The sequence below is a fragment of the Nonomuraea sp. NPDC049309 genome (assembly GCF_043196965.1).
Classification (GTDB): Bacteria; Actinomycetota; Actinomycetes; order Streptosporangiales; family Streptosporangiaceae; genus Nonomuraea; species Nonomuraea fastidiosa.
The window spans coordinates 367,453-384,369 of the sequence record NZ_JBICSH010000006.1; the positions used below are offsets into that span (position 1 = coordinate 367,453).

Below are 16,917 nucleotides of genomic sequence, written 5' to 3' on the forward strand. Positions count from 1 at the left end.
TCAGCGTGCGCGGGGGAGCGACACGACCACGACCAGCCCGCCGCCCTCGCGGGGCCGCGCCCGTACGTCCCCGCCGTGCGCCACCGCCACCGACCGCACGATCGACAGGCCGAGACCGGCGCTCGTCCCGGTCACCGGCCGCTCGTCTCCGAGCCGGTGGAACGGCTTGAACAGCAGCGGCACGTCGTACGGCGGCACGTTCGGCCCGGTGTTGGACACCTCCACCTCGACCGTCTCCCTCGATGCGGTCCTGCTCTCCACCCGCACCCAGCCGGTGCCGTCGCTGACGTTGTAGCGGACGCCGTTCTCCACCAGGTTGTGCACGAGCCGTTCGAGCAGCAGCGCGTCGCCGGTGGTGGGGGCGGGCCCGGTGACCTCCTGCAGCGCGACCCCGGCGGCCTCCGCGGCGCCGGCGTTCTGCTCGATCACGTGCGCGACCACGTCGGCGAGGTCCACCGGCGAGCGGTCGGCCGGCTCCTGCTCCGACCTCGCCAGCAGGAGCAGCCCGCTGATGAGGCGTTCGTGCCTCGCGTTGATCTCCAGCAGGCTCTCGCCCAGCTCCTTGACGTCGGGCGAGGCGGTACGGCGGTGCATGGCCAGCTCCACCAGCGCCCTGTTGAGGGTCAGCGGGGTGCGCAGCTCGTGGGAGGCGTTCGCGACGAACCTGCGCTGCCCCTCGAAGGAGCGGTCGAGCCGCTCCACCATGGTGTCGAACGTGTCCGCCAGGTCCTTGACCTCGTCGTCTGGCCCGCGCAGCGCGATCCGCTCGGACAGCCCGCGCTCGGCCATGGGGGCGGCGGCGATCCTGCGCGCGGTCTCGGTCACCAGGTTCAGCGGGGCGAGCACGCGGCCCGCGAGCAGCCAACCGAGCCCCACGGCGAGGCCGCCGACCAGCAGCAGCGCGAGCGCGCCCTGGACGACGAGCGAGGCGACGGCGGCGTCGTGCACGCCGGCCTGCTGCTCGCGCAGCCACTCCAGGGCCGCCTCACCGGAGAGCGTGACGCCGTTCCTCGTGATGAAGAGCTCTTTGTGCTTGCCCGGCTCGGAGACGTACTGGCGCTCGAAGATGGCCTTGAGCTGCTGGTCGAACAGCAGGTACGTCACCGCGAGCAGGGCCAGGCCGGCCAGCAGGAACAGCACGCTGTAGACGAGCGTGAGCCGCAGCCGCAGCGTGGGCCGCGGTCTGCGCAGCAGGCGGGGAAGGGTGAGGCTCATCGGATCGCTTGCGGGCGGTCACGGGATGCGGTAGCCGACGCCCGGCACGGTCTCCACGACCGGCGGATCGCCCAGCTTGCGGCGCAGCTTGAGGATGGTCAGGCGGACCGCGCCGGTGAACGGGTCGGCGTTCTCGTCCCACGCCTTCTCCAGGAGCTGCTCCGACGAGACCACGCAGCCGCCGGCCCGCATCAGCTCGGCCAGCACCGCGAACTCCTTCTTCGACAGCGGCACGAACCGCCCGTCCCTGAACACCTCCCTGCGCGCCGGGTCGAGCGTGATCCCGGCCCGCCGCAGCACGGGCGGCACGGCGGGCCGCGAGCGCCGCCCCAGCGCCAGCACCCGCGCCGCCAGCTCGGGAAACGCGAACGGCTTCGTCAGGTAGTCGTCGGCGCCCAGCGACAGGCCGGTCACCCGGTCGTCGAGCTGCGCGGCGGCCGTGAGCATCAGCACCCGGGCGGCGCGCTCGGCGGCCACCATCTCCCTGCACACCTGGTCCCCGTGCACGCGCGGCAGATCCCGGTCCAGCACGACCACGTCGTAGTCGTTGACCGCGATGCGTTCGAGCGCGGCCTCCCCGTCGTGCGCCAGATCCACCGCATGCGTCTCCTCACGCAGCCACTCGGCGATCGCGTCGGCGAGCATCGGCTCGTCCTCAACCACCAGCACCCGCATGACGTCCCTCAGGTCCCTTCCTCTCGCCGGCGAAGCTCGCTGACGAAGCCGAGTGTGCTGCATGCCGCGTTCGCTCCAGGTAAGCCGCCGGCGGAAACGCGGAGGAAACACCTCAATCTGTTCCATCTCCCCTCGTACGACGTTCCTCCACGAAAGGGAGCCTCATGCGAGGAGGAGAACGAGCACGCGCCGCCGCCCTGCTGGCGGCGGCCCTCTGGACGGGCCTGCTCGCCGGGTGCGGCACCGGCGACGGCGGCGGGGCCGACGTGGCCTCGGTGACCGGCGCGGGCGCCCAGGCCGCCGCCGAGGCCGAGCCGAGCGAGGATCCGAAGGAGAAGGCGCTCAAGTTCGCCCAGTGCATGCGCGAGAACGGCATCGACGTGCCCGACCCCGACTCCAGCGGCCGGTTCACGATGCGGTTCGACAAGAACACGCCGAGGGAGAAGGTCGAGGCCGCCCAGGAGGCCTGCAAGCAGTGGGCGCCGAGCGGCGACGGCAAGCGCGGCGGCGACGGCAAGGTGGCCGAGCGGCTGCGCAAGCTCGCCCAGTGCATGCGCGACAACGGCGTCGAGAGCTACCCCGACCCCGAGGGCGGCATGATGCGCATCACCCCGGAGGTCGCGGAGGACCCCGACTTCGAGGCGGCCAAGAAGAAGTGCCAGAAGGAGGCCGGTGAGGCCGGCCTGGGAGACCTCTGATGCGAGCGGGAACCCGCAGGCGCGGCCTGGTGGTGGGGCTGCTGGCCGTGGTGGCGGTGGCCGGCGGCGGGCTGGTCGCGGCGGCCGGCGCGGGCGTGCTGGACGGCGGCGCGAGCCCGCCCGAGACGGCGCGCGCCCTCCCGCCGGCCACCGCGACGATCACCAGGGAGACGCTGCACGACACCAAGGAGGCCGACGGCGAGCTCGGCTACGGCCCGGTCACCACGGCCGTCGCCAGGCGGCCCGGCACGATCACGTGGCTGCCCGAGAGCGGCGCGACGATCACCCGCGGCAAGACGCTCTACCGCATCGACGACGAGCCGGTCACGCTCATGTACGGCGGCACCCCCGCGTACCGGGACCTCAGACCCGGCATGACGGGCAAGGACGTCGAGAACCTCGAACGCAACCTCAGCGAACTCGGCTACGACGGCTTCACCGTGGACGACGAGTACACCTGGGACACCGCCCAGGCCGTCATGGAGTGGCAGGACGACCGCGGCCTGCCCGAGACCGGCGTGGTGGAGCTGGGCCGGGTGGTGTTCGCGCCCGGCAAGGTGCGCGTGGAGAGCCTGGAGGCCGAGGAGGGCGGTCCCGCGCAGCCCGGGCAGCGGGTGCTCGCCTACACCGGCACCGCGAAGGTGATCACCGTGCGGCTCGGCGCCGAGGACCGGCGCCTGGCCAGGAAGGGCGCGAAGGTCCAGGTCACGCTGCCGGACGGCACGAGCGTGCCGGGCAAGGTGACCGAGGTCGCCACCGTCGTCGTGCCCGCACAGGGGCAGGGCGAGGAGCCGGAGACGCGGGTGGAGGCGCTGGTGTCGATCGGGTCGGCCAAGGCGGCGCGCGGCCTGGACAAGGCCTCGGTCGACGTCACGTTCACCGCGTCCAGGCGCGAGAACGTGCTCGCCGTGCCGGTCGCGGCTCTCGTCGCGCTGCGGGAGGGCGGATACGGCCTGGAGGTCGTCGAGGGCGGCAGGACCCGGTACGTGGCGGTCGAGACCGGCCTGTTCGCGGGGGGCAAGGTGGAGGTGTCCGGCGACGGGATCGCCGAGGGCATGACCGTGGGGATGCCGAAGTGACGTACCCGATGATCGCACTCGCGGACGTGTCCAGGACCTACCCCGGCGGGGTCGCGGCGCTGCGCTCGGTCTCGCTGCGCGTCGGCCACGGCGAGCTGGTCGCGATCGTCGGCCCTTCGGGGTCGGGCAAGTCGACCATGCTCAACGTCATCGGCACCCTCGACCGGCCGACGGCCGGCAGTGTGCACATCGACGGCCACGACGTCTCCGCGCTGACCGACGACCAGCTCTCCGCGCTGCGCGCCACCACGATCGGCTTCGTCTTCCAGTCCTTCCACCTCGCGCCGAAGGTACCGGCGCTGGACAACGTCGCCGACGGCCTCGTCTACACCGGCATGAGCCGCTCCGAACGCCGCCGCCGCGCGGCGCAGGCGCTGGACCGCGTTGGGCTCGGCCACCGCATGGACCACGAGCCGCACGAGCTGTCCGGCGGCGAGCGGCAGCGGGTGGCGATCGCCAGGGCGGTGGCCGGCGACCCGCCGCTGCTGCTCGCCGACGAGCCCACCGGCGCGCTCGACTCGGTCTCCGGCGCGGGAGTCATGGAGCTGCTGCGCGAGCTGAACGCCTCCGGCACCACCATCGTGATCATCACCCACGACCGGGAGATCGCCGACGGGCTGCCCCGCCAGGTACGCATGCGCGACGGCGAGATCGTCTCCGACTCGGCGGAACCGGCGCTCTCCGGCGCCTGGGGGCAGGCCTCGGGGACGGCGCGACCGGCGGCCCGGAAAGTGGCCTCGGGAGCGTTCATGGGGGAGGGCGAGGCGTGATGGCGATCGTCGAGCGGTCGAATGCCGCGTCGGCGCGGCCCCGCCCCGTCCCCGCCCGGATGCGGGCCGGCGACGTGCTGCGGGTCGGCGCGGTCGGCCTGCGCACCAGGCCGCTGCGGGCGTTCCTGTCCGCGCTCGGCATCGCCATCGGCATCGCCGCCATGGTCGGCGTGGTCGGCCTGTCGGCGTCATCGGGCGCCGAGCTGGACCGGCAGCTGTCCGCGCTGGGCACGAACCTGCTCACCGTCACCTCGGGCACGACGCTGATGGGGGAGCAGGCGCAGCTTCCGCTGGAGGCCGAGGCGATGATCGAGCGCATCGGCCCCGTCCAGGCGGTCTCGTCCGTCGGGAAGGTCACCGAGGCCAAGGTCTACCGCTCCGAGCACATCCCCGAGGCGCAGACCGGCGGCATCAGCACGTACGCGGCCAGGCTCGATCTGCCCGCCACCGTCGGTGCGACGCTGAGCAGCGGCACCTGGCTGAACGCGGCCACGGAACGCTACCCGGCCGCCGTCGTCGGCGCGACGGCCGCCAAGCGGCTCGGCATCGGCGCGGCCGGGCCGGACACCCTGATCGTGGTGGGCGGCGTCAGGTTCGCCGTGATCGGGGTCCTGGAGCCGGTGGCGCTGGCTCCCGACCTGGACGGCGGCGTGCTCGTCGGCTGGCCGGCGGCGGAGCGGCTGCTGGGCTTCGACGGGCATCCGACCACGGTCTACACCCGCTCGGACGAGTCGCGCCTTGAGGCCGTACGGCAGGTGCTCGGCGCCACCGCCAACCCGGAGGCGCCCAACGAGGTGGACGTCTCCCGCCCGTCCGACGCGCTGGCCGCCAAGCAGGCGGCCGGCCGGGCGTTCGCCGGGCTCCTGCTGGGCGTCGGCGCGGTTGCGCTGCTCGTCGGCGGGGTCGGCGTCGCCAACACGATGGTCATCTCCGTGCTGGAACGCCGGGCCGAGATCGGGCTGCGCCGCTCGCTCGGCGCGACCAGAGGGCAGATCCGCACCCAGTTCCTCGCCGAGTCGCTGCTGCTGTCGGCGCTGGGCGGGGCCGGCGGCGTGCTGCTCGGGACGGGGGTGACGGTGGCGTACGCGCTCCACAGCGGCTGGCCGCCGGTCGTGCCCGCGTGGGCGACTGCGGGCGCGCCGGCCGCGACCCTGCTCATCGGCGCGGCGGCCGGCCTCTACCCGGCGATCCGCGCCTCCCGCCTCCCGCCTGCCGCCGACGGAGGCGCTGGCGACGCCATAGCGGCGCGGGCCAGGTCCGAGGGGGCGCTTTCTGGATCGTGCGCCCGCGGAGGGGATCAGTCGGTGGCGTAACAGATGGTCTTGCCGATCACCCGGATGTCGCCGCCGTCGCGGGGGTTCAGCGTCAGCTCGAACGTCACCTGGGTGCGCGGATTGCGGAAGACCGCGACGTCGTCGGCGTCGTCACGCAGGTCGACGTCGTCGGTGACGCGGTCGTAGCCCAGCGCGCCCAGGCGTTCGAGCAGCCCGTCGGAGCCGCCTGCGAGGTCGCCTTCAGCGCGTACGGAGTGGCGCACCTGGCCGGGCACGCAGGTCTCGTCGCCGAGCAGCCGCACCGCCGGGCGGGCCAGGCCGGAGCCGAGCAGCGTATCGGCGTCGTGGTCGAGCTGCCGCGCCGCCTCCTCGAAGCCGGGCGGCTCGGAGGCGTTCGCGCAGGCCGTCATCGCCGCGACGCAGATGAGCACCGCGGACAGGACGTGGCTGCGGGCGCGCACGCTTCGACCATAGCGAGGACCTTCGCGGCGATCGAGGGGGTTTCACCGGTCGAGGAGCTGGGCCGCCAGCGTGTCGTACGCCCACTCCTCGAACCGCTCGTGCGGCCAGCCGCGCGCCCCTGTGAGCAGCAGGTAGAGCTCGGGGCTGAGCAGGCCGTACAGCACGTCGGCGGCCTGCTCGGGCGGCACGTCCGAGCGAGCGCCCGGCTTGGCCATCAGGCTCCGCGCGGCGGCGCTGTGGACGACGTGGCGGGGGTCGGTGTCCTGCTCCCACTGCGCCGCGACCTCGGGGTCCATGGCGACGGCCGTGTCGAGCACCTTCATGATCGGCGCGACCCTGGCCAGCACCGCGGACGATCCGTGCACGAGCGCCCGCAGGTGCGCGGCGGCCGTCGGGGCGGCGAGCACCTCCTTGAACCAGGGCCTGTCCATGGTCGCCACCGGCTCGTCGTCGCCTGCGATCGTGACGTCGACCAGCTCTTTGAGCAGCGTGCGCTTGTTGCCGAAGACGAAGTAGATGGTCTGGACGGCCACCCCCGCTTTTGCGGCGACGTCCTGCAGGCTGGTGGCGCCGTAGCCCTCCTGGACGAAGAGCTCGCCGGCCGCCCGCAGGATGCGTGCCCTGGTCTCCTTGGCCTTCAGGGCGCGCTTGCTCACCCTCTTGACATCGCTCACTCGCTAAAGCTTAACTCTAGTTAATTCACTAGAAGTGAACTCTAGAGAAGGACTCTCATCATGTCCGTGCTGCGCATCGTGCGTTTCACCGCCGACCCCGCCGACGCCGACCAGATCCTCGCCCGGCGCGCCGACCTCATCAGCGCCGTACGCGCCCGCTTCCCCGGGCTGGCCGAGACCAGGCTCATCCGGCCCGACGAGCGCACCTGGGTCGACTCCTGGCGCTGGGACTCCAGAGCCGCCATGGACGCGGCGGTGGCCGGCGCTCATGACCTGCCCGAGACCGGGGCCGCGTTCGCCCTGGTCAAGGACCCCACCAGTGAGGAGGGAGAGATCGTCGACGAGCGCTAAGGACGCCAGCGGCGCAGGTCGGTCTCCTTCTCGTACGCCTGCGCGTCCGGGTACGTGACCAGCTCGACGGTCGCGCCCCACGGCGTGCGGCAGTAGACGAACCGGTTGTGCGGGCCCGCCTCGGGGCCGGGCAGCGGCACCGGCTCCGTCAGCGCGGTCCCGCCGGCCTCGGTGACCAGCCGCACCGCCTCGTCCAGGTCGTCCACGTACACCGCGACGTGCTGCCAGCCCACGTCGCACGGCACCAAGGGGCCGCCCTGCCGCGGCCCCGCGAACTCGAACAGCTCGATGCCCGGCCCGTTCGGCAGGCGCAGCATGCGGACCGCCACCTCGGCCGTTCCCTGCGGCACGCCGAGCCGCCGCTCCACCGCCCAGCCGCCCTTGGGCCCCCGCTCGCGGGGCAGGGTGTCGTAGAGCACCTCGGCGCCGAAGGCGCGGGCGAAGAAGTCGGTGGCCGCTTCGAGGTCGGGCACGGTGACCCCGATGTGGTCGATGCCGCGCACGGTCATGGGTTCGCCTCCCTGTCGACACTGCTCCGACACTGATCCGACACTGCTCAGGTACTGCTCAGGCACTGTTCAGGCACTGCTCCGACGCTGATCCGACACTGCTCAGGCACTGCTCCGACACTGCTCAGGCACTGCTCCGACACTGCTCAGGTACTGCTCCGACACTGCTCAGGCACCGCTTCGAAACTGCTCAGGCGCTGCCGGACGCTGATCGGCTGCTTTTCGCGCGGGCCGCTCACCTGTGGCCGCGCAGCCTTCCGATCAGGCCCAGCTCGTCCACGACCCGGCCGAGCCCGAGCGCCACGGCCTCAAGCGGGCGCTCCGCGCGGCGCACCGGCATGCAGAGGGCCTCGCGCAGGCAGCGGCCCAGGCCGCGCAGCATCGCACCGCCGCCCACCACGACCGCGCCGCGCACCCCGAGGTCGGCGGCCAGCTCGGCCGGGCAGCGCTCGACGGTCTCCACCGCCGTGCGTGCGATCGACTCGAACGACGGCGCGGTGGCCTCGAAGATCTTCTGCACGGGCAGCACCAGTTCGTGCTCGCGCCCGGTCTCCGGGTCCCTGGCCCGCACGGTGACCTCGGGATGCATGCCCGTGGACCGGCGCTTGGCCGACTCGGCCTCCTCGTCGTCGAGCAGCAGGCCGTGCTCCCGCTCGACGAACCTGGCGATCGCCCGGTTGATCGCCAGCCCTCCGTACGGGACCGAGCCCGACGCCACCACCGACTCGCCGGACAGCACCGCGATGCGCGCGTTGTCGCGGCCGATGTCGATCACCATGTGCCCGGCGCAGTCCGACAGCTCCAGGCCCGCTCCGAGCGCCGCCGCCACCGGGTGCGGCACCAGGCGGACGATCCGCGCGTCCGCCTCGTACGCGATGTCGCGCAGCGCCGCCCGGTCGATCGGCGTGGAGTCGCCGGGCAGCGCCATGACGACGCGCGGACGGGAGTAGGGGTGCCAGTGCACCTTGCGCAGGAAGTGCCGGATCATCCGCCGGGCCAGCTCGGTGTCCGCGGGCAGGCCGCCGCGCACCGGCCAGCACGTCCGGCCGCCGCCCCCGAGGGCGGCGGCTTCCGCGCCGTACCCGATGACCTTGCCGGTGCGGCCGTCGCACATCACGGCCGAGGGCTCGTCCAGCACGATGCCTCTGCGCTTGGCGTAGATGCGCGTACTGGCGGCTCCCAGGTCCATCGCCAAATCACGACCGAAGAGACTCATCGCCGGACGTATTTCCTGAGCTGCTCCAACGCAACACCAGGAAGAGAACCGGGCATTTTTACCCAAACGGTGTTAGCTGGGCGTATCGGGCCGTGGCGCCGCCCCCGCGGAAGCGCGACCCACGCGGTGATGAGCGGCGGGCGCGGCGCGGTCATCGCGGCCCGGCGGAACCGGGTGCGGCGCGGCCTGGATCAGGCTTCCCTGAGCTCGGCGAGGGTGTCGTCGGCCCACTGGAGGCCGGCGCGGGCCAGGGTGAGGCCGAAAGCGTGGGCGTGGCGGCCGAACCGGCCGGGCCGCAGGGCCTCCAGCTTCTCCAGCTGTGCCTGGTAGCGGGCCCTGATGCGCTCGACGACGGCGATCGCTTGATCGCGCTCCATCACGTGGAGGAGGAACGCCTGGAGCGCGATCTCGCTGCGTGCGGGCAGCACGGGGTGGTGCTCTTCCATCCACGTGCGCAGCTCGCGCTCGCCTTCGGGGGTGATCGCGTAGATCTTGCGCCCTCTCGCGCCCTCCGCCTCGACGGTCACGAGCCCGTCGGCGGCCATCTTCACCAGCTCGGGATAGATCTGCGTGTGCCCGGCCTGCCAGACGTGGTTGAGCGAGCCGTCGAACGTCTTGGCCAGGTCGTAGCCGCTGGCGGGGCCGACGGTCGAGAGTAGTCCGAGCAGCGCGATCCGTAGGGACATGGCCCTCAGGATATCGAAGGCTTGACATGTAAAGACTTACATATCACTCTTCACATGTGAGCAATGACAAGAAGGGTGACGGCATCCTCCTGTTCGCCGTTCTCGGCGGCATGTTCCTGGCGATGCTGGACCAGACGATCGTGGGCACGGCGCTGCCGCGCATCGTGGCCGAGCTGGGCGGCGGCACGCTCTACACCTGGGCGGTGACCGCGTACCTGCTGACCTCCACGGTCACCGTGCCGCTGTACGGCAGGCTGTCGGACCAGCACGGCAGGAAGCCGCTGCTGCTGATCGGCATGGTGGTGTTCCTGATCGGGTCGGCCCTGTCGGGCGCCGCGCAGGACATGACGCAGCTCATCGCCTTCCGCGCGCTCCAGGGGCTCGGCGCGGGCGCGCTGATGCCGCTGTCGATCGCGCTGGTGATGGAGATGTTCCCGCCGGCGTCGGGCGGCGCCCGCGTGCAGGGGGCGATCGGCGGCGTGATGGGGCTGACGTACCTGGCGGGGCCGTTCCTCGGCGGGCTGTTCACCGACCAGGCGACCTGGCGCTGGGCCTTCTACGTGAACGTGCCGATCGGGATCGTGCTGGTGGCGATCATCGTGCTGCGGCTGCCGCGCCGCCCCGGCACCGGCGGCGGGCGTCCCGACTACGCCGGCATCGCGGTGTTCACCGTGGCCGTCACCGCGTTGCTGCTGGGCCTGACCGAGAAGGGGCTGGACGGCCACACCTGGACCGACGCCCCCGTGGCCGGGCCGATCCTGCTGGCACTGGCGCTGCTGGCCGTCTTCGTGGCGGTCGAGCGGCGGGTGGCGAGCCCCATCATGCCGGTGGAGCTGTTCGCGAACCGCTCGTACACGCTGGTCAATCTCGTCTCGTTCGTGACGGCCTTCTGCATGTACGCGGGCGTGGTCTTCCTGCCCCGCTACTTCCAGCAGGCGCTGGGCGCCAGCGCCACCGCCTCGGGCCTGCGGATCTATCCGCTGACGCTGGGCATGGTCGCGGGCAGCGTGCTCATGGGCGCGCTGATGGCCAGGACCGGCCGGTACAAGCCGTGGCTGCTGATCTCGCCGGTCCTGCTGGGCGCGGGCGCGCTGCTCTGCCTCAACCTCTCCGTGAACAGCGGGGGTCTGGCGGTCGCGCTGTGGATGCTGCCCCTCGGGCTCGGCATGGGGCCGATGCTGTCCGGGCTGACGGTGGCCGCGCAGCAGTCGGTGGAGCCGCGGCACCTCGGCACCGCCTCGGCCAACCTCACCTTCTTCCGGCAGATCGGCGGTTCGGTGGCGCTGGCGGTGGGCGGCACGCTCTACGCGGGGGAGTTCGCGGCGAACGTGCCCGTGGTGGGCGAGGCCGCCGCGCACGCCTCGGCCGCCGCGCTGGTGGTGCCGGCGCTCGGGGTGGCGGGCGCGCTGATCGCCCTGGTGGCGGTGTCCGCGCTGCCGGACCGGCGGCTCACCCGTCCGGGATCGCCGCCCGCAGGGCGCGAGGACGCGCGGGCGGGCTCGGTGGAGGCCGGTTTCGCGTCATGAACGGCACCGTGCGAAGCTGTTCGGTATCCCCGACACCATGGAGGTCCTCATGGCGGATGCACCGGAGCCGGAAGTCAGCGAGACTCCCGAGGACGCGATGAAGCGCAAGTTCCGCGAGGCGCTCGAACGCAAGCGCAATCAGCAGGCGGGCTCAGGCGCGGGTGGCAGGGGCTTCGATCCATCGAAGATTCACGGGACGCACGGTCCGGCCGCCAGCAAGAGATCGTTCAGGCGTAAGAGCGGCGGCTGATCAAGCGAAATCCCCAGGGGCACGGCATGCCGTGCCCCTTTCGCATTTTCATTCCCGCCTAAGGTAGATCTTTTGTCCGATTCATGGTGAAACGTTTGCGGGTGTCCAGTCCCGTCGTTAGAGTGTTCGCCATTACCAGCCGGTGACCTAGTCCTTACCCAAGACGGACGACCGGCTGGCGCCGAATCCCGAACCTTTCGGGAACCGGGGAACCACCCTCCCCTTGGGGTGAATCCGGCCCCCGTGGCCGGTAGGGCAACTCCACCGCCCGAACCCGTCAGCTAACCCGGTAGGCGTGATGGAGAGGATTGCGTATCACATGTGTCACCAGCGTGTCGTACCCCCGGACCGCTTCGTGCTGACGGCCGCCTGCTGAGCGGCCCCCTTCCCCAGGCTCGTTATTTGCGTCGCGCGTAGCGCGCGGATGCTCTGCTCCGCCGTGCCCATTTCCCCCTCAGCGCCGGCGTAACTCCCCCTGTCCCCTCGTGAAGGGTTTGCTGCTTCATGTCTGCCTGTTTCGGCCTGCGTTCCCTCGCCTCGCTGACCACCTGCTGCGCGGTCGGCATGACCATCGCCGGCACGGCGGCCCACGCCGACACCGTTGACGAGAAGATCCTGCTCAAGGGCTCGACCACGGCCTCCTACTTCTGGGACGACGCCTCCGGCCGAGCCGGTGACACCGGGCTGCCGGCCAGCGGCAAGCCCATGCAGAAGGGTCTCGCGGCCAGCCCGAGCTGGCCGCTGATGACCGAGGGATACGTGGTCTACAAGGGCAAGAAGGCGCCGTTCTTCGTCGGTGACCGCGGTCCCGGCGAGCCCTCCAACCGCGGCATCATGCTCGACCTCGACGCCAAGACGTTCGCCGAGCTGACCGGCGGCACGTTCAACCCGAACACGCTGCACGTCGACGGCATCGGCGGCCAGGGCCACATCGAGGTCCAGTACGTCATCACCAAGTGGGGCCCAGGGCCCGGCAAGAAGAACTACCCGGTGCCGTTCTCGACCGGCGCCTGGTCCAGGCGAGACAGGAACCCCGCGCCCCCGCCCGCGCAGGACGAGCAGTCCCAGCAGGCCGGCGGCCGCTCGGTGCCCGCCGCCCGCTGACCCGGCGCCTACGCCGTCCGCTGACGCGCCGTCCCCGTCCCCGTGCGGCGTCGCGGACGTGCGCCATCGCCGCGCCGGTGCGCCCTTCCCCCTCCGCGTGCCGGCGCGGCGATTCTCTCCCCGCCCCAGGCGCGGGCCCCGCTCCATGCGCGGGCCCCGCTCCATGCGCGGGCCCCGCTCCATGCGCGAGTCCCGCTCCATGCGCGGGTCCGTCATGGCGGCACGCCGCCACGTGGCGCGCTGTCGAGTGGTCCGTAGTCGCGCGGTGTGCTGTCGTGTGGTGCGTTTCTTGGTCGTTGCACACCACGCCAGGAGGTCCTCACCCATTTCAAGATCCTCGACGGCGAGTCGCAAATCCCGTATCGCTGTCACCAACGTCTGTGGCCGGTATACCTAGGGGGCGCGTTTCGCGGACTCGTAGCGGCGTACAAATGCCGCTTTACGGGCGCCGACCAGAATGACATTCTGGTCGGCGTGACGACCCGTGTAGCCGCAAACGGCATAGAGATCGCCTACGACAGCTTCGGCTCACCCACAGGGCGGCCGCTCCTCCTGATCATGGGGCTCGGCGCCCAGCTCATCCAGTGGGACGAAGGGCTCTGCCGGCTCCTCGCGGAGCAGGGACACCACGTCGTACGGTTCGACAACCGCGACGTCGGCCTGTCCACGCACTTCCACGACGCGGGCGCGCCCCGGCCGGGGGAGCCCGCGCCGTACCTGCTGGAGGACATGGCCGACGACACCGCCGCGCTCATGGACGCCATCGGCTGGCCATCCGCGCACGTCGTGGGCGCCTCGATGGGCGGCATGATCGCCCAGACGCTGGCGATCAGGCACCCCGAGCGCGTGCTCACGCTGACCTCGATCATGTCCACACCCGGACCCGACGTCGCCCCGCCCACCCCCGAGGCGCTCAAGGCGCTGCTCACCCCGCCGCCGAAGGACCGCGCCGGGGTGATCGACCAGTCGGTGGTGACCTGGTCGACGATCGGCTCGCCGGGCTACGAGATGGACGAGGAGGCCATCAGGACGCGGGCCGGGCTGGCCTACGACCGCTGCTTCGACCCCGCGGGCACGGCCCGGCAGTTCGCGGCGATCAGGGCGTCGGGCGACCGGACGGAGGCGCTGGCGAACGTCCGCGTCCCCACGCTGGTGATCCACGGCGAGGCCGACCCGCTGGTCCCCGTGGCCGGCGGCCGCGCCACGGCGGAGGCGGTGCCGGGGGCACGGCTGGTGACGTACCCGGGGATGGGGCACGACCTGCCGAAGGCGCTCTGGCCCGACATCGTCTCCGAGATCACCAAACTGACCTCGGCCTGACGCGCCGGCCGGCGGCCCCACCCCTGCGCCACGGACCGCCGGCCACCCCCGCCCGCCCATCGACTATCCCGCCCGTCATCCGCCCCAGCTCCGCCGGCCGCCTCCGCCTCCGCCGGCCGCTGTCCGTGCCCCGCTGGTGGTGTCCGCGCTCCGTTGTCCGCTGGGTGCGTCCCGTCGGCCGCTCTCTGCGCCCTGGTGGCTGTTATCCGCGCTCCGTCGGCCGCTCCCCGCCCCCGCGGGCCGGCTCCATGCCAGCCCGCGGCGCTTCTTGAAACCGCGGCGCTCGCCTTTGAAACCTGCGGTGCTCGCCCCTTGAAAGCCGCCCGCATCGGGCGCGCGCATCGGCGTGGTGCCGTCCCCTGCCGTCGGTGAGGCGTCCGCCGGTGCGCGACCCGCTGTCATGCGCCATGCACGTCATGCGCCATGCACGTCATGCGGCGTGCACGTCATGCGGCGTGCACTCGACCGGCTTGCCCGCAACCGGCACGCTCCGGCCGGGATCACGTGCCGGTGCGCGACGCGTACTTCTCGCGGCAGCGCATGATCTCGTTGACGTTGCGCTCCGCCCAATCCGCCACCACCGAGATCGGCCCATGGAGCGAGCGCCCCAGGTCGGTCAGCGTGTACTCCACGCGCGGCGGCACCTCCGCGAACACCTGGCGGGTCAGCAGCCCGTCCTGCTCCATCGCCCGCAACGTCTGGGTCAGCACCTTGGGCGTGACGCCGCCGATCCGCTCCCTGAGCTGTGTGAACCGCATCGGCCCCGAGAAGAGGCAGAGCAGCACCAAGGCCGACCACCTGTCGCCGATCCGGTCGAGGACCACCCTGGTCGGGCAGTTCGGGTCGAAGACGTCGCCTTTAGTATCCACAGGGTACTTATAACACGATGAAGTAACCAGTATCTGATGGATACTCTTGGTGGCATGAAGATCCTGGTCTTTGGCTCGACCGGCATGATCGGTCAGCGCATCGCCACCGAGCTCCGTAACCGTGGCCACGCCGTAACCGGTGTCAGCCGCCGCGGCGGCACCGCCGAGGGCGACATCAAGGGCGACATCCACGACGCCGCGAGCCTGGCTGCCGGCCACGACGCCGTGGTGACCGCCATCGCGCCGCCGCGCGACGGCACCGAGCCCGAGGGGCCGTTCCTGGAGGCCAACAAGGCGCTCATCGAAGGGCTGCGCACCGCGGGGGTGCGCAGGCTGATCGTCGTGGGCGGCGCCGGCAGCCTCCAGGTCGCGCCGGGTCAGGACCTGGTGGACACGCCCGGCTTCCCGGAGATCTACAAGAAGGAGGCGCTGGCCGGGCGCGCCCTGCTGCACCTCTACCGGGGGATCGACGACCTGGACTGGACGTTCGTCTCCCCGGCCGCGGAGATCGCTCCGGGGGAGCGCACCGGGAAGTTCAGAGTCGGCGGCGACACGCTGCTCAGCGACGATCAGGGCCGCAGCTTCATCAGCGCCGAGGACTACGCGGTCGCGGTGGCCGACGAGCTGGAGAAGAACGCGAACATCCGCAAGCGCATCAGCGTCGCCTACTGACCCCGTTCTCGCCCGTCCCCGCGCCTGCCGGTCGGGCAGCGCCGCGTGCTGCGCTCGCGCCGCCCGCAGGCGCGGGTTTCTCGTGTCGGTCGGCCGGGCGGTGGCGGAGTGCGCGGTTACTTGCCGGCCGATGTGTCGGGCGCTGCCGCCGCGTCCGGGGCGTCGGCGGTGCCCTGCACGCCGGTCGCGTCCGGGGCGTCGGTCGTGTCCTGTACGTGGGTCGCGTCCTGCACGTCGGCCGGGCCTTGCGGGGAGGCCGCGTCCCGCGTGTCACCCGCCCCCGCGGCGTCACCAGTCTTCGGGGCGTCGGCCGCAGCCGGCGTGTCGGTGGTGTCGGGCGCGGGGAGTGCTCCGGCGTCGTCCGGGAGCAGGGCCTGCTCGTCGGGTTTGTGTACGAGGACGTTCTCCACGTACGACTCCACCGCCTTGGCGAGTCCCACGTCCGCGCCTGCCTGCTCGGACAGGAACCACCGGTGGTCGAGGATCTCGTGGAAGATCTGTGCGGGCTCCAGTTTGCCGCGCAGCTCCACCGGGATGGCCTCGACCGTCGGCTGGAACACCTCGGCCAGCCACCGGTGCGCGACGATGGCCTCGTCCTCGTGGCGCAGCCCTTTGGCGACGCGGAAGCCGTCGAGGTCGTTGAGCAGCCGCCTGGCCTGGTTCTCCTCGACGTCGAGCCCGGTGAGCCTGAGCAGCCGCCGCTGGTGGTGCCCGGCGTCCACGACCTTGGGGCGGACGATGAGCCGTCCGGTGCCGACCTTGCGCCGCACCATCATCTCGGCGACGTCGAAGCCGAGCAGGTTGAGGCGCCGGATGCGCTGCTCGACGCGGTGCCAGTCGACCTCTTCGATGATCTCGCTCTCGTTGAGCTCGTTCCAGAGGCGGTGGTAGCGGGCGACGATGTCGTCGGCGGTCTCCATGGGGTCGATGGACGGGTGGAGCAGCCCGCCGGCCTCCAGGTCGAGCATCTCGCCGAAGATGTTCGTGTGGGCGGTGTCGATGTCGCCAAGCCGCTGCCCCTCGCTGATCATGGGGTGCATCTCGCCGGTCTCGGCGTCCACCAGATACGCGGCGAACGCGCCCGCGTCGCGCCGGAAGAGCGTGTTCGACAGCGAGCAGTCGCCCCAGTAGAAGCCGTTGAGGTGCAGCCGTACCAGCAGCACGACCAGCGCGTCGAGCAGGCGGGTGAGCGTGTCGGGGCGCAGGGTGCCCGACATGACGGCGCGGTAGGGCAGCGAGAACTGCAGGTGCCGGGTGATGAGCGCGGCGTCGAGGCCGTTCTCGCGGCCGGTGACGTACGCGACGGGCTCGACGGCGGGCGCGTCCAGCCGGGCGAGGTCCCACAGGAGCTGGTATTCGCGCTTGGCGTACCGCTCGCTGATCTCCTTGATGGCGTACACCTTGCCGGAGAGCCGCGCGAAGCGGACCACGTGCCGCGAGATGCCGCGCGGCAGATCGACCAGGTGGTGCTGCGGCCAGTCCTGCAGCGGAAGTTCCCAGGGGAGGCGGATCAGGTCAGGGTCACCTAGCGCGCCAGTGATCTGGAGGGGCATTTCCTCAGGATATT

The 16,917-nt window shown here is 71.9% G+C and carries 19 protein-coding genes and 1 riboswitch; of the genes, 10 read left to right on the forward strand and 9 right to left on the reverse strand.

All coding sequences use genetic code 11. The features are described from left to right. Together ACGFIM_RS33340 and ACGFIM_RS33345 are read right to left on the reverse strand one after the other, a co-directional pair. Positions 1 to 1,215: a sensor histidine kinase gene (locus ACGFIM_RS33340; RefSeq protein WP_393208679.1), complete on the reverse strand. Its 1,215-nt coding sequence runs from the start codon at positions 1,213 to 1,215 to the stop codon at positions 1 to 3. Between the two features lie 18 nt (positions 1,216 to 1,233). Continuing rightward, positions 1,234 to 1,890: a response regulator transcription factor gene (locus ACGFIM_RS33345; RefSeq protein WP_393208682.1), complete on the reverse strand. Its 657-nt coding sequence runs from the start codon at positions 1,888 to 1,890 to the stop codon at positions 1,234 to 1,236. 164 nt (positions 1,891 to 2,054) lie between these two features. Here ACGFIM_RS33345 and ACGFIM_RS33350 point away from each other — a divergent pair, with 164 nt between their 5' ends. Genes ACGFIM_RS33350 through ACGFIM_RS33365 form a run of 4 tightly spaced genes read left to right on the forward strand, consistent with a single transcriptional unit; the run spans position 2,055 to position 5,750 of the window. Next, positions 2,055 to 2,588: a hypothetical protein gene (locus tag ACGFIM_RS33350; protein ID WP_393208685.1), complete on the forward strand. Its 534-nt coding sequence runs from the start codon at positions 2,055 to 2,057 to the stop codon at positions 2,586 to 2,588. Further along, complete coding sequence (locus ACGFIM_RS33355) at positions 2,588 to 3,667, forward strand: peptidoglycan-binding protein (RefSeq protein WP_393208688.1); 1,080 nt, start codon at positions 2,588 to 2,590, stop codon at positions 3,665 to 3,667. Before ACGFIM_RS33350 ends, ACGFIM_RS33355 begins: the two co-directional genes overlap by 1 nt. Positions 3,668 to 3,675: 8 nt before the next feature. After that, entirely contained in the window at positions 3,676 to 4,437 is a 762-nt protein-coding gene (locus ACGFIM_RS33360) for an ABC transporter ATP-binding protein (protein ID WP_393208691.1), read from the forward strand. Continuing rightward, positions 4,437 to 5,750 carry an ABC transporter permease gene (locus ACGFIM_RS33365; RefSeq protein WP_393209259.1) on the forward strand — a complete coding sequence of 438 codons (1,314 nt, stop codon included), beginning with the start codon at positions 4,437 to 4,439 and terminating at the stop codon, positions 5,748 to 5,750. The genes ACGFIM_RS33360 and ACGFIM_RS33365 overlap by 1 nt, the downstream gene beginning before the upstream one ends. Here the strand turns inward: ACGFIM_RS33365 and ACGFIM_RS33370 are convergent. Next, positions 5,735 to 6,172, reverse strand: a complete 438-nt coding sequence (locus tag ACGFIM_RS33370) for a hypothetical protein (protein ID WP_393208694.1) — start codon at positions 6,170 to 6,172, stop codon at positions 5,735 to 5,737. The genes ACGFIM_RS33365 and ACGFIM_RS33370 overlap by 16 nt on opposite strands. Before the next feature lie 42 nt (positions 6,173 to 6,214). Continuing rightward, positions 6,215 to 6,847: a TetR/AcrR family transcriptional regulator gene (locus ACGFIM_RS33375; RefSeq protein WP_393208697.1), complete on the reverse strand. Its 633-nt coding sequence runs from the start codon at positions 6,845 to 6,847 to the stop codon at positions 6,215 to 6,217. A 60-nt stretch (positions 6,848 to 6,907) separates the two neighbouring features. On the opposite strand from ACGFIM_RS33375, the gene ACGFIM_RS33380 reads away from it, so the two are divergent. Next, positions 6,908 to 7,198: an antibiotic biosynthesis monooxygenase gene (locus tag ACGFIM_RS33380; RefSeq protein WP_393208700.1), complete on the forward strand. Its 291-nt coding sequence runs from the start codon at positions 6,908 to 6,910 to the stop codon at positions 7,196 to 7,198. On the opposite strand, the gene ACGFIM_RS33385 is transcribed toward ACGFIM_RS33380, so the two are convergent. From ACGFIM_RS33385 to ACGFIM_RS33395, 3 genes are all read right to left on the reverse strand, one after another. Then, a complete protein-coding gene (locus tag ACGFIM_RS33385; protein WP_393208703.1) occupies positions 7,195 to 7,707 on the reverse strand; it encodes a VOC family protein in 513 nt (170 codons plus the stop codon). The genes ACGFIM_RS33380 and ACGFIM_RS33385 overlap by 4 nt on opposite strands. Before the next feature lie 235 nt (positions 7,708 to 7,942). Beyond that, complete coding sequence (locus ACGFIM_RS33390; protein ID WP_393208706.1) at positions 7,943 to 8,896, reverse strand: rod shape-determining protein; 954 nt, start codon at positions 8,894 to 8,896, stop codon at positions 7,943 to 7,945. 218 nt (positions 8,897 to 9,114) lie between these two features. Beyond that, positions 9,115 to 9,609, reverse strand: coding sequence for a PadR family transcriptional regulator (locus tag ACGFIM_RS33395; RefSeq protein WP_393208709.1), 495 nt, complete (start codon positions 9,607 to 9,609; stop codon positions 9,115 to 9,117). 56 nt (positions 9,610 to 9,665) lie between these two features. On the opposite strand from ACGFIM_RS33395, the gene ACGFIM_RS33400 reads away from it, so the two are divergent. The 4 genes from ACGFIM_RS33400 to ACGFIM_RS33415 all read left to right on the forward strand — a co-directional run bounded on the left by ACGFIM_RS33400 (position 9,666) and on the right by ACGFIM_RS33415 (position 13,809). After that, positions 9,666 to 11,135: an MDR family MFS transporter gene (locus ACGFIM_RS33400; protein ID WP_393208712.1), complete on the forward strand. Its 1,470-nt coding sequence runs from the start codon at positions 9,666 to 9,668 to the stop codon at positions 11,133 to 11,135. 37 nt (positions 11,136 to 11,172) lie between these two features. After that, positions 11,173 to 11,385, forward strand: a complete 213-nt coding sequence (locus tag ACGFIM_RS33405; RefSeq protein ID WP_393208715.1) for a DUF5302 domain-containing protein — start codon at positions 11,173 to 11,175, stop codon at positions 11,383 to 11,385. A gap of 169 nt (positions 11,386 to 11,554) precedes the next feature. Further along, positions 11,555 to 11,696: riboswitch (cyclic di-AMP (ydaO/yuaA leader) on the forward strand. A gap of 193 nt (positions 11,697 to 11,889) precedes the next feature. Continuing rightward, a complete protein-coding gene (locus ACGFIM_RS33410) occupies positions 11,890 to 12,489 on the forward strand; it encodes a hypothetical protein (RefSeq protein WP_393208718.1) in 600 nt (199 codons plus the stop codon). Between the two features lie 474 nt (positions 12,490 to 12,963). Continuing rightward, complete coding sequence (locus ACGFIM_RS33415) at positions 12,964 to 13,809, forward strand: alpha/beta fold hydrolase (protein WP_393208721.1); 846 nt, start codon at positions 12,964 to 12,966, stop codon at positions 13,807 to 13,809. Between the two features lie 500 nt (positions 13,810 to 14,309). Here the strand turns inward: ACGFIM_RS33415 and ACGFIM_RS33420 are convergent, their stop codons facing one another. Further along, positions 14,310 to 14,678 (reverse strand): winged helix-turn-helix transcriptional regulator, encoded by a 369-nt coding sequence (locus ACGFIM_RS33420; RefSeq protein WP_393208724.1) that lies wholly within the window; start codon positions 14,676 to 14,678, stop codon positions 14,310 to 14,312. A 54-nt stretch (positions 14,679 to 14,732) separates the two neighbouring features. Between ACGFIM_RS33420 and ACGFIM_RS33425 the strand changes: the two genes are divergently transcribed. Next, positions 14,733 to 15,350 (forward strand): NAD(P)-dependent oxidoreductase, encoded by a 618-nt coding sequence (locus ACGFIM_RS33425; protein WP_393208727.1) that lies wholly within the window; start codon positions 14,733 to 14,735, stop codon positions 15,348 to 15,350. Between the two features lie 116 nt (positions 15,351 to 15,466). On the opposite strand, the gene ACGFIM_RS33430 is transcribed toward ACGFIM_RS33425, so the two are convergent. Beyond that, the gene (locus ACGFIM_RS33430; protein ID WP_393208730.1) at positions 15,467 to 16,903 is read right to left on the reverse strand and encodes a DUF4032 domain-containing protein; all 1,437 of its coding nucleotides are present in this window, start codon (positions 16,901 to 16,903) and stop codon (positions 15,467 to 15,469) included. Positions 16,904 to 16,917 lie beyond the last annotated feature (14 nt).

What these genes read in the sequence shown, in the direction of transcription:
- ACGFIM_RS33380 (WP_393208700.1), top strand. Translation starts at nt 6,908, where the DNA reads ATGTCCGTGCTGCGCATCGTGCGTTTCACCGCCGACCCCGCCGACGCC.
- ACGFIM_RS33390 (WP_393208706.1), bottom strand. Translation starts at nt 8,896, where the DNA reads ATGGACCTGGGAGCCGCCAGTACGCGCATCTACGCCAAGCGCAGAGGC.
- ACGFIM_RS33395 (WP_393208709.1), bottom strand. Translation starts at nt 9,609, where the DNA reads ATGTCCCTACGGATCGCGCTGCTCGGACTACTCTCGACCGTCGGCCCC.
- ACGFIM_RS33350 (WP_393208685.1), top strand. Translation starts at nt 2,055, where the DNA reads ATGCGAGGAGGAGAACGAGCACGCGCCGCCGCCCTGCTGGCGGCGGCC.
- ACGFIM_RS33340 (WP_393208679.1), bottom strand. Translation starts at nt 1,215, where the DNA reads ATGAGCCTCACCCTTCCCCGCCTGCTGCGCAGACCGCGGCCCACGCTG.
- ACGFIM_RS33410 (WP_393208718.1), top strand. Translation starts at nt 11,890, where the DNA reads ATGTCTGCCTGTTTCGGCCTGCGTTCCCTCGCCTCGCTGACCACCTGC.
- ACGFIM_RS33355 (WP_393208688.1), top strand. Translation starts at nt 2,588, where the DNA reads ATGCGAGCGGGAACCCGCAGGCGCGGCCTGGTGGTGGGGCTGCTGGCC.
- ACGFIM_RS33385 (WP_393208703.1), bottom strand. Translation starts at nt 7,707, where the DNA reads ATGACCGTGCGCGGCATCGACCACATCGGGGTCACCGTGCCCGACCTC.
- ACGFIM_RS33360 (WP_393208691.1), top strand. Translation starts at nt 3,676, where the DNA reads ATGATCGCACTCGCGGACGTGTCCAGGACCTACCCCGGCGGGGTCGCG.
- ACGFIM_RS33365 (WP_393209259.1), top strand. Translation starts at nt 4,437, where the DNA reads ATGGCGATCGTCGAGCGGTCGAATGCCGCGTCGGCGCGGCCCCGCCCC.
- ACGFIM_RS33425 (WP_393208727.1), top strand. Translation starts at nt 14,733, where the DNA reads ATGAAGATCCTGGTCTTTGGCTCGACCGGCATGATCGGTCAGCGCATC.
- ACGFIM_RS33405 (WP_393208715.1), top strand. Translation starts at nt 11,173, where the DNA reads ATGGAGGTCCTCATGGCGGATGCACCGGAGCCGGAAGTCAGCGAGACT.
- ACGFIM_RS33430 (WP_393208730.1), bottom strand. Translation starts at nt 16,903, where the DNA reads ATGCCCCTCCAGATCACTGGCGCGCTAGGTGACCCTGACCTGATCCGC.
- ACGFIM_RS33345 (WP_393208682.1), bottom strand. Translation starts at nt 1,890, where the DNA reads ATGCGGGTGCTGGTGGTTGAGGACGAGCCGATGCTCGCCGACGCGATC.